Annotated in this window: 8 protein-coding genes; 2 read left to right on the plus strand and 6 right to left on the minus strand. The window is 36.6% G+C overall.

All coding sequences use genetic code 11. The annotated features are described in order from the left end of the window. The 6 genes from M0Q20_RS09910 to M0Q20_RS09935 form a co-directional block, all read right to left on the minus strand. On the minus strand, positions 1 to 540 hold a 540-nt coding region (locus M0Q20_RS09910; protein WP_295061341.1), incomplete at its 3' end, for an efflux transporter periplasmic adaptor subunit. Then, a complete protein-coding gene (locus M0Q20_RS09915) occupies positions 537 to 1763 on the minus strand; it encodes a TolC family protein (RefSeq protein ID WP_295061344.1) in 1227 nt (408 codons plus the stop codon). The genes M0Q20_RS09910 and M0Q20_RS09915, both read right to left, overlap by 4 nt. Beyond that, positions 1760 to 2134 carry a RidA family protein gene (locus tag M0Q20_RS09920; protein ID WP_295061347.1) on the minus strand — a complete coding sequence of 125 codons (375 nt, stop codon included), beginning with the start codon at positions 2132 to 2134 and terminating at the stop codon, positions 1760 to 1762. The genes M0Q20_RS09915 and M0Q20_RS09920 overlap by 4 nt, the downstream gene beginning before the upstream one ends. 65 nt (positions 2135 to 2199) lie before the next feature. Next, the gene (locus tag M0Q20_RS09925; RefSeq protein ID WP_295061350.1) at positions 2200 to 2589 is read right to left on the minus strand and encodes a thioredoxin family protein; all 390 of its coding nucleotides are present in this window, start codon (positions 2587 to 2589) and stop codon (positions 2200 to 2202) included. Between the two features lie 6 nt (positions 2590 to 2595). Beyond that, positions 2596 to 3693 (minus strand): succinyl-diaminopimelate desuccinylase, encoded by a 1098-nt coding sequence (gene dapE, locus M0Q20_RS09930; protein ID WP_295061353.1) that lies wholly within the window; start codon positions 3691 to 3693, stop codon positions 2596 to 2598. Between the two features lie 58 nt (positions 3694 to 3751). Further along, positions 3752 to 6778, minus strand: coding sequence for a DNA mismatch repair protein (locus M0Q20_RS09935; protein WP_295061356.1), 3027 nt, complete (start codon positions 6776 to 6778; stop codon positions 3752 to 3754). A gap of 166 nt (positions 6779 to 6944) precedes the next feature. On the opposite strand from M0Q20_RS09935, the gene M0Q20_RS09940 reads away from it, so the two are divergent. Together M0Q20_RS09940 and M0Q20_RS09945 are read left to right on the plus strand one after the other, a co-directional pair. Beyond that, on the plus strand, positions 6945 to 8750 hold the full coding sequence (locus tag M0Q20_RS09940; RefSeq protein WP_295061359.1) for a TolC family outer membrane protein: 1806 nt from the start codon (positions 6945 to 6947) through the stop codon (positions 8748 to 8750). 17 nt (positions 8751 to 8767) lie between these two features. Beyond that, on the plus strand, positions 8768 to 10461 hold a 1694-nt coding region (locus M0Q20_RS09945; protein WP_295061363.1), incomplete at its 3' end, for an ABC transporter transmembrane domain-containing protein.

Genomic DNA, 10461 nt, shown 5'->3' on the forward strand with positions numbered 1-10461 from the left:
TAAAACAAGCTTTCTCTCACTTTTACTCTGGAGTTTTAAGACTGTTTTTGGCGACATCTCTGTTACAACATCCCCTACTTCTACACTTTTTTCATATACGACACCATCAAATGGAGCAAGAAGTATAGTTTTTCTATAAAGCGCTTCTCTGTAAGCAAGATTTGCTTTTGCAAACTCAAGCGCTGCTTTTGATTTTTCATAAGCAAGAGCATAAACATCAAATTTTGCCTCATCAATAAGATGCTTCACCTTCTCTTGTCTCTCATAATCTCTTAGCGCGTATTTATACTCAACCTCCGCTGTTGTCAACTCAGACTTTGCAATATTCAGTAGTGCTTGTATATCATCGTTTGCCAACTCAATAAGTACATCCCCTTTTTTAACGTTACTTGAGATGTTTACATGTACCTTCTTAACTATGCCTCCCGCATGAAGTGCTAACTCTGCATCTTTAAGAGGCTCTACAAAAAAACTGGCATAAACTTCCTCTGCATTTAAACTAAGTAGGGTAAATAACACTCCAAATAATATTCTCTTCACTCTATAAACTCCTCTATATTGTTACCGCTGTAGTAGTATAGCATTGCATATGCAATCTGCAGGTCATTTAATGAACTCTCATAAAGAGCATCTGCCTCGGTTTTCGCACTTAGTGCATCTAGATAGATTACATAATCAACTATACCCGCAATATACTTCTCATTTATAGTCTTAAAGGCGCTTGATGCGGAGGTAAAAGCACTTTTTGCACTTTTAATCTTAGTCTTAAGACTATTTAGCCTTGCAATAGAGAGTTCATAGTGCATCTTCTGCTCTTTTGACATATACCTTATCTCTTCATTAAGAGCTTTTGCGCTTAAAAGAAGCGACTCCCTAGCCTCTTTTGTAGCCCCATAATCAAAAATTCTCATGTTAAGAGTTAGCATAAGCACATTTTGTCTATCTATTTTTAAGGGGTTTGCATCTGCTTCATTGCTATAGTCATAAATGGTATATGTATCTTCTAGTTTTATATTTGGATAGTAAATACTCTCAATCGAATCGGCACTCTTTTTAAGCGCGCGCTCTTTATAGATAAGAGATTTAACACTATCTTGAAGTTCAATATCAGATAACTCTATCTCTTTAAAAGTCGATTTCTCAAAACTCTCTATCTCTTTGCCGACTTTTAACTCCATGGCTTTTTTAACACTAAGCAGCTCAAAGTTACGCGACTCAATCTCATAAACAACTCTCTCATAAGAGGCATGAAGTCTATCTATATCATCTTTTGTAGCGAGTTTTGCATCATAGAACTGCTTTATCCTCTCTAGCTGCTCATGTAGAGATTTTCTTGCATCCTCTTTTGCTCTAATGTCTGCCATAATGCTTAAAATATTATAATAATCTTGAGTAATCTGCAGAGATAGACTCTTTTTTGACTCTATCTCATCATGTGAACTTGATAAAAACTCATCTTTTGCTTTTTGAAGCTGCGCTGATTTGGCTCCGCCGTCATATATGTCCAGCTCTGCCCTACCAAAACCCAAGTAAACATCTCTATATTGAAAAAGAGTTGCATCACTTGTGTTTGTATATGATGCTCCGATATCTATCGTTGGAAAGTAGTTGCTCTTTTTTGATTCTACTTCTTGAAGTTTTGCCTCTTTTATATATTTTGAAGACTTCACACTATTGTTGTTTTGGTGTGCATAATCTAGAATTGATTTCAGACTCTCTGCCGAAGCTAAAGCGGGTAGTATTAAAAGAAGTAATCTTATCATTTAACAAGCGCTATTGCATCAATCTCCACTAAGGCGTTTTTTGGAAGTGTTTTTACCGCAACTGTTGAGCGGGCAGGCTTATGAGAGCCAAAAGCCTCTGCATATATCTCGTTTACTGCACTAAAATCATCCATAGAGTCTAAAAATATAGTAGTTTTTATAACACTGCTCATTGAAGCTCCCGCCTCCTCTAAAACTGCTTGAAGATTTTTTAAAACCTGTTTTGTCTGAATAACTATATCACTCTCTAACATAACACCCTCTGGTGTAAGCGCAATCTGCCCCGATGTAAAAACCATACCGTTTGCTACTACCGCTTGGGAGTATGGTCCTATTGCCGATGGTGCTTTGTTTGTTTGTACGAATTTCATTAATTTATCTCCTTAATTTTATTGATAACAGTATCAAAAACAGTTCCGCTACCTACGTTTACCGCTTAAAGCTCTTTTGTCTCTTTTACTTCATCTAGCAAATCATAAAAGCCCTCAACGCTTCTACCGCCAATCGTCGTCAAAATCACTTTGCCGTCTTTTGTTAAGAAGTAGTGTCTTGGAACAGGAGTTGTCTCAAACTCCTCTGGGATATCGTCTATATCTCTTGAGAGATAAATAAGCACATAACTCTTTTTAAGCCTCTGTATAACCTCATCCTGAGAGAGTACCTCTTTTTCAAACTTTTCACAATATTTACAATACTCTGAACCTATAAATAGATATATATCTTTGTTCTCTTTTTTTGCATCAACCAACGCCTCTTCGTAGTCATTAGGCCAATCTAAGGCGCTAAGATTAAACAAAAGAGCCATTATTAAAATTAAATGTCTCATTATCTTTTACTCCCACATGTTAATTAAACTTTTAAATACTTCATAAAGAGACTCAACTTCATTAGCCGTAGTTCTCTCATTTACTGCATGAATTGTATCATTTATTACACCAAACTCCACAACATCAACGCCAAACGGAGCCAAATGTCTTGCATCTGAAGTCCCGCCTGCAGTTGAGTGCTTTGGTTTTATGCCCGTTATATTCTCTATTGCTCTGTCTATGTTTCTTACGAGCTTTGTATCTGTATCCGTTTTAAACGGATATGACCCTTGCGTCAGTTTTAGCTCATAATCTAAGCCCTCTAGACTTTTAGCCACAAACTCTTTAACCTCTTTTTGAGATGTCAGGGTAGTATTTCTTACATTAAACATCATCTTAAGTTCATTTGGAGTCACGTTTGTAACCTGCATTCCCGCACGAATATCTGTAATAACAAATTTGCTCGGCGCAAAAAACTCATCTCCGTTATCCAAATCAACACCTGCCATACTTGAGAGTCTTGGCGCAAGCAGATTTATCGGGTTTATGGCTTTTTGGGGATATGCTGCATGTCCTTGCTTGCCTTTTATGGTTATGTACCCATTGATTGAGCCGCGTCTGCCAACCTTAATAGCGTCACCAAACACTTCCTCACATGTAGGCTCTGCAACAACTCCAACATCAGGAAGCATAGATTTCTCTTTTAGATATTTTAAAACCTCAAGTGTTCCGTAAATCCCCTCTCCCTCCTCATCGGAGGTCAATAATAAAGAGAGAGTTCCTTTAAAGTCTTTAACCTCTTTTGCGGCTTGAACAAATGCTGCAACACCGCTTTTCATATCTTGAGTTCCACGACCGTAGATATAGCCGTCCCTCTCTGTGGCTTTGTAGGGATAACTATCCCAACCCTCTCCGGCAGGCACAACATCAACATGCCCTGCAAAACAGAGATGCTCTCCATCACAAAACTTTTTGTATATAAAGAGATTTTTAACACCATTGACATCTATGCGTACTGCTTTAAAATCGTCCAAATAGCTCTCTATAAAGTCTAAAAGTCCACCATCATAAGGTGTTTCACTCTTTTGCTCTATCATAAATTTAAAAAGTTCTAATATTTTCATCTTCTGCCTAATCTTTTTAACTAAATGTGAATTATACTATTTTTTATACTATGCCGATTTAATCCCAGTTATCAAGAGTAAACCCTTTTGAACTCTCTTGTTTGAGAACCTTTTTATCACTTTTTTTACTTAATTGCTCTTCATACTTTAACTCTAAGCCGTTTGAGGTCATGACAAAACCGTCTATTTTTATCTTTTTGTCATGTATAGCCTTGTGGTGTTCTTTACATAACGGTACAAGATTATGTTTTGTATCTTTGTGAAAGTGCTCTATAAAACCGCTGCTATCCGCTAATGATTTATGGTTTATATGGTGTACATCTTCTGCCATCGCTCCGCAGATAACGCATTTGGTAACATATAGCTCTTTGTTGTATTTACTTGTTTTTTTCTTTACAAGAAGTTCCAACTCATCAAAATCTTTTGCCAATCTTTTTCTGATTTTATTTGCCGTATCTAAAAATTCACTATCCATGTGAAGTGATTTTGCAAATTCAAGCCCATATATACTGCTACCGCTTCCTGCTTGAAGAACTCTGTTAAAAATTAGCTTATCTATCGCTTCATCATACTCAACACTTAAGTGCAGATCTACTACATTCTTAAGCTCTCGTATCTCTTTCATGGTTGAGAGCTGATGAAGATGAGTTGCAAAAAGAAAAATTGAGCGAAGCTTAGCCAGTTTAATAATGGCACTTGAGACTATGGCAACACCTGAGAGCGTCTCCGTTCCATGGCTTATCTCATCTCCTAGTATCAAGGAACGAACAGTCGCACGGTTAAAAATATTTTTAAGCTCAAGCATTTCAACTGCAAAAGTCGAGAGCCCTTTGGCAAGATTATCTTTTGAGACTATCCTAGTAAATAGTGAGTTAAAAAGAGAGAACTTCATAACAGAAGCACTTACAAAAAAACCTGCTTGAGCCATTAATGTAGCAAGTCCGATACTCTTCATAAGAGATGACTTTCCGCTGGAGTTTATTCCATATAGGAGTACTCCGTTTATCTCATGTCCGTCATGAAGCGAAGAGTCAAGCATAACTGTTTTTGGATGCGGAAGGTCCATATATGAGCGTTCACCCATAACAATGTCGTTTGGAACATAGATGCCGCTTCTCTCCTGTATCTCTATAAGAGGGTGACGCAACTGCATAATCTGCATAAAATTCTCATCATCCTTAACATCTACTATCATAGGTCTTGCATGTTTGTACATCTCGGCGACTTTTGAGGAGCTAACACCAACATCCAAATCTGCTACGTAACTTATCACACGGTCAAACAAAAGGGAGTATCTCCTCTCATAAACACCTTGAAGCTGTATAAATCTATCTTTTGCAAGCGAGATTATTTTACGACGATTTTTCATCATCAAATCAGAGAGGTCGTCTGTGAAGCTTGATGTTATTTTCACACTATTAGTAAGTTTTTTAACCACAAATCCCTTAAACTCTTCATGTTTATTAAACTCAAGCTCTATCATAGCAAATCTGTTTTTACTAAGAGATATGTAATAGCCCTCTTTTTCTAAAAACCCAAGAGTAACTAGTTTGTTTGAACTAAGAGCATTTACGCCATCAAGCATAAGCTCTATTTTTTGCATAATATCTTCAAAAGCAATAAGAACAGTTCTGTTCTCTTTAACCAAAGTATCTATTGCTTCATCAACACCATTCATTAAAAAGTTTTCATCAACGGTTGCATTTGTAAAACGACGAGATACATCAAGGTCTATACTTTTTTCTATATCTCTTAAAAACTCATCAATTTCGCTCTCGCTAAAAGGAATTTTTTGAATCTTATGTTTTTTGGCGTAGAGCATAAGCTCTTTTACGCTAAGCATAGACTCATATATATGATTCATCTCAAAGGGATGAAGTTTGCCTAAATCAAGTCTGCGCGAGAGTCTCTCAAGGTCGTATATGCCGCGCATTATCTCATCTAGATATCTTGTGTGAGATGAGACCTTCTCAATTAAGTCATATCTTCTCTCAAGCTCCTCTTTTTTTATAATCGGGTTTAGTAGCCTCTCTTTTAAAAGCCTTCTTCCTATTGCAGTGGCACTTTTATCAAGCATCTTAAGAAGTGTGAACTCTTTTTTATCTCTTGATATTACACCCATCTGCTCAAGCGCACTGTTTCCAAGATACATAAAACGGCGGTTGTCTATTATTTTTGGATTATCCAGTTTTTGAATTATGTGAATATCATGTTCAATGATAAAGTTAATCAAAATTGCCAATGACTCCGTTATCATAGGATTTCTCTCTAAATCCAGATGCTCTATGGCACAGAGGAGCGATTGAATCTGATAAACCTCACTAAAGAGCCTGTTTTGAAACTCGATTTTTAGCCTCTGGTTATTAACGCTATAGTTGTAATGCTCCGGAATCTCAAGGTAGTGCATAACATGGCGCTGGTCATCAACCCCCTCTAAAAAGGTTATGACAACTTCTGAGGTGCGATATGTGTTTAGGAGGTTAAAGAGCTCATCCAGTGCATATGCGGGGTCTTCACTTGTTCCATGACTCTCATAAAGCCAAGTTTTACCCGTTGTTACATCTATAGCACTATATCCTACGGCATATATCCCTTTATGCTTATCAACTAAAATAGAGACAATGTAGTTATCATCATTATCTATAATATAGTCAAAATTAGTCCCCGGAGAGACAATTTGAGAGATGTATCTGCTTATCTTTGGAGAATTTCCTTTCTCTAAAGAGTCCGTCTTTTGCTTTACGACAATAACGGTATATTTTTGCTCCGATATTAATCGACTTAGATATCTATCAAAAGAGACCGCTGGAACACCTGCTAAGAGTGGGTTTTTATCACTATTTTCTACTATATTTTTATTTTTTTTTGTAAGCTGAATATTTAAAAGTTCGGCTATCTCTTTTGCTTTACCTACCTGCTCATCATCATTGTTTATTTCATAGACTTCAAAAAAAGTTCCTATCTCCATGAAAACAACGGTATCTCGTCCATATCTGTTTTCAAAATATCTCTGCAGATCAAAATAGGTTTGGGTTAATAGTTTATCTTTATTATTTAAGATGGAGTCAATATCAGATGCGAACATAAATCACTTTTATATTTTTATTTGGGTTAGGATTATATCATAAAAGCCTATTTAACTAAATTGCCAGTTCAAATTAATATAATATAACATTATCTTGACAACAATTATTAACTCTGCTAAAATCACGTCAAAATAACAAAATTTAATATTTAAGGTATTTTGACTAATGAAGTTAAAAATAGTAACGGCACTTTTAGTGACAACTGCTCTCTACTCTCAAGATCTCAAAACTATTATCAGTGAAACTTTATCTACAAACCCCCTAGTTTTAGAAAAACTAAAAAATTATAATGCAACAAAAGAGGATATTACTACTGCTAAAGCAGACTATTACCCAAAACTAGACCTTATTCTTGGTGTTGGACAGGAGGATGGCAAATCTGCGACTACGCAAGAGAACTTTGACTACAGCGTCTATCAGAACTCGCTCTCATTGACTCAAAATATATTTAACGGTTTTGAGACGACATATAGAGTACAGCAGCAAGAGAGCAGAACAGCCTCGGCAGCTTATAGCTATATAGAGAGTGTAAATGATGTATCATTTGAGATGGTTAACGTTTATCTTCAGGTAATTAAAAACAGAGAACTTTTAGACATAGAACAAGAGAACATTGAGATAAATACGGAAATCTTTCAAAAGGTGCAAAAACTTTACAATGCCGGACTTACGACACTCTCCGAAGTTAATAAAATCGAATCCGCGCTATCTCTTGCAAAATCAAACTATATAGTACAAGAGAACAATCTTTTAGATGCAGTATATGCGATGCAAAGGGTTTTAGGCAGGTACCCTGAGTCAAAGGATATGAGCAGACCTGTTTTTAATGCAACACTTCCTGCTACAATCGAAGAAGCAATACAGTTTGCCATGCAAAACAATCCATCTATGTTAGTAGGGAAGCACAATGTTGAGCTTGCTCAAGCGACATACAAAGAAAAAAAAGCCCCTTTTTACCCATCTCTTGATCTTGAAGTATCGCAAAATAACAATAAAAACCTAAGTGGAATTGAAGGTAAATATGACAATTTTAGAACCATGTTATACCTAAAATATAATCTTTTTAACGGTTTTGCGGACAAATCACAACTACAAAAAAGTGTAAGCTCCATTCACCAAGAGGTTCAAACAAAAAATAGCCTCAGACGTCAAGTAATCGAGGGGTTAAGCCTCGCATGGTCTGCAAATGAAAAACTCACAACTCAGCTAAAACATTTAAACGACTATAAAAAATTCTCTGTTCAGACACTGAGCCTCTACTCAAAAGAGTATGACCTTGGCAGACGCTCACTACTAGATCTATTATCTGCTCAAAATGATTTTATAGCCTCAAAAGCTCAGATTATAAACACAGAGTACAGCATACTTTTTGCAAAATATAGAGTATTAGACGCCATGGGAGTACTTGTTTCGACTATTCTTGGAGAGACCCAGAGCATATACTCGAATGTTGGGTTAAATGGAAAATCCCCACAAAATAGAGACACTCTTCCTATCTCATACGACATGGATAATGATCTCATTGTTGATGAAAAAGATATATGTAGCAACTCGCTGCCTGATACGATAAAAGACCTTTATGGGTGTAAGTTTAGCCTAGATGAGCTAGTCGAAGTAGAGAGATATAGCGGTTTTATATTTGTTAAAAAAAGCTCTACACTTGAGGAGGAGGCACAAGAGAGGTTAATGGCTCTAATTACTCAGCTTGAGTCTTACGGGTGGATGGATTTAAAATTTGATATTATGGGAAATGTTGATGATGAGAGCATGAGCAAAGAGGAAATTCTCCTGTTATCAGCGCAAAGAGCGCAGGCAATTAAAGAGAGCTTAATCAATGCCGGCGCTCTAGAGGCGAATATTGCAACGCATGCTCAAGCAGATGAAGCTCCGATGTTTAGCAATGAAGATATTAACTCAATTAGATTGAATAATAGAGCAGATATAATAGTAAAAAAATTAATAAAACAGTAATTTTTAAAAGGCTTTAAATGCTTCGAACAAGTACTGAAAACTTAAAAATGGATGCCTTGCTCGACACTTTGGTTCTCTTTACAAAACTTTATCACAAACCCTTTTCTGCGGAGGCACTTACTGCCGGTCTTCCTATTGAACCCGGTTCTGATGCGCCTGAACTCTTCTCCATAGATAATGCAAAGGGATTATTTTCCCGTGCAGCGGAAAAAGCCGGACTCAAATCATCTCTTGTAAAAAGACCTTTTTCACAAATTTCTCCTCTTCAACTTCCTATGATTCTTCTTCTCTCAAATCAAGGTGCTTGTATCTTAGACAGCTTTAGTAAAGATGGAAAAATGGCTAAAATAGTCATGCCGGCAGAAGAAGCGGTTGAGCAGTGGGTTGAAGCAGATATCCTAGCAGATGAGTATATCGGTTTTGGCTTTATGATAAAAAAAGCTTTTGAATATAGCGATAAAAACTCAAGAACACTGCATCTAAACCAAAAACATTGGTTTTGGAGCACTATAAAACTCTCCATTCCTATATACAAAGACGTTTTATATGCCTCTTTGCTTATAAATCTTTTTGTTCTTGCCTCTCCGCTCTTTACCATGAATGTTTATGACAGGGTAGTTCCAAATAACGCGATTGAAACATTGTGGGTCTTTGCCATAGGAGTAACAATAATCTACGTAATTGACACATTTTTAAAGTTTACAAGAACTTATCTGCTTGAGAGCGCTGCAAAAAAGAGTGATGTCATCATGTCATCTATTATATTTGAGAAAGTACTTGACTTAAAAATGGCGCATCATCCTGCCTCAGTCGGCTCATTTGCGAGTAATATAAAAGATTTTGACTCTATCAGAAGTTTCTTGACCAATGCAACGATGGCTACGGTTATAGACCTTCCATTTACAATTATCTTCCTTCTTGTGATATTTTATATAGGCGGCGGAATAGTTCTTATCCCGATAGTGACGATATTTTTTATACTAATTTATGCACTGCTCATAAAAAAACCCCTGCAAGAGAGCATAGAAGCAACACATGAGGCAAGTGCGAAAAAGAACTCTATTCTTATTGAATCTTTGAACAATATTGAGACACTTAAAACACTTGGTGCTTTAAACCAAGTTCAGTGGAACTGGGAAGAATCAACCGGAGAGATAGCAAACAAAAGCTTGAAATCTCGTCTTTTATCAGCCTCTATTCCAACCGTAACACAATTTTTTATACAGTTAAATACCGTCATGATTATAGTTTATGGCGTTTATATGATTCAAGAGTTTGAACTCTCTATGGGTGGGCTTATTGCCATAGTGATACTAACATCAAGAACGCTGGCTCCTATGGGTCAAGTCGCTGCACTGCTTACGAACTACGAGGATACTAAAACATCATATGAGACGCTAAATGAGATTATATCTCAGCCCAGTGAGAGACCAAATGGTAAAAAATTTGTTGAAAAACCGGCTTTTAGCGGAGATATTGAGTTTATAGATGTAACTTTTTCTTATCCGTTAACCGATATGCTTGTCCTTAAAAACGTATCTTTTAAAATTACCGCGGGTGAACATGTAGCTATAATAGGCAGGATTGGTTCCGGAAAAAGTACAATCCTTAAACTAATGCTAGGTCTTTATGAGCCGGATTCAGGTCAAATTCTAATCGATGGCATTGATATAAAGCAGATCGACCCTGCGGATTTGAGAAAAAATATGGG

It is taken from the genome of Sulfurimonas sp. (genome assembly GCF_023229025.1).
GTDB lineage: Bacteria > Campylobacterota > Campylobacteria > Campylobacterales > Sulfurimonadaceae > Sulfurimonas.

What these genes read in the sequence shown, in the direction of transcription:
- M0Q20_RS09935 (WP_295061356.1), bottom strand. Translation starts at nt 6,778, where the DNA reads ATGTTCGCATCTGATATTGACTCCATCTTAAATAATAAAGATAAACTA.
- M0Q20_RS09940 (WP_295061359.1), top strand. Translation starts at nt 6,945, where the DNA reads ATGAAGTTAAAAATAGTAACGGCACTTTTAGTGACAACTGCTCTCTAC.
- M0Q20_RS09925 (WP_295061350.1), bottom strand. Translation starts at nt 2,589, where the DNA reads ATGAGACATTTAATTTTAATAATGGCTCTTTTGTTTAATCTTAGCGCC.
- M0Q20_RS09915 (WP_295061344.1), bottom strand. Translation starts at nt 1,763, where the DNA reads ATGATAAGATTACTTCTTTTAATACTACCCGCTTTAGCTTCGGCAGAG.
- M0Q20_RS09920 (WP_295061347.1), bottom strand. Translation starts at nt 2,134, where the DNA reads ATGAAATTCGTACAAACAAACAAAGCACCATCGGCAATAGGACCATAC.
- dapE (WP_295061353.1), bottom strand. Translation starts at nt 3,693, where the DNA reads ATGAAAATATTAGAACTTTTTAAATTTATGATAGAGCAAAAGAGTGAA.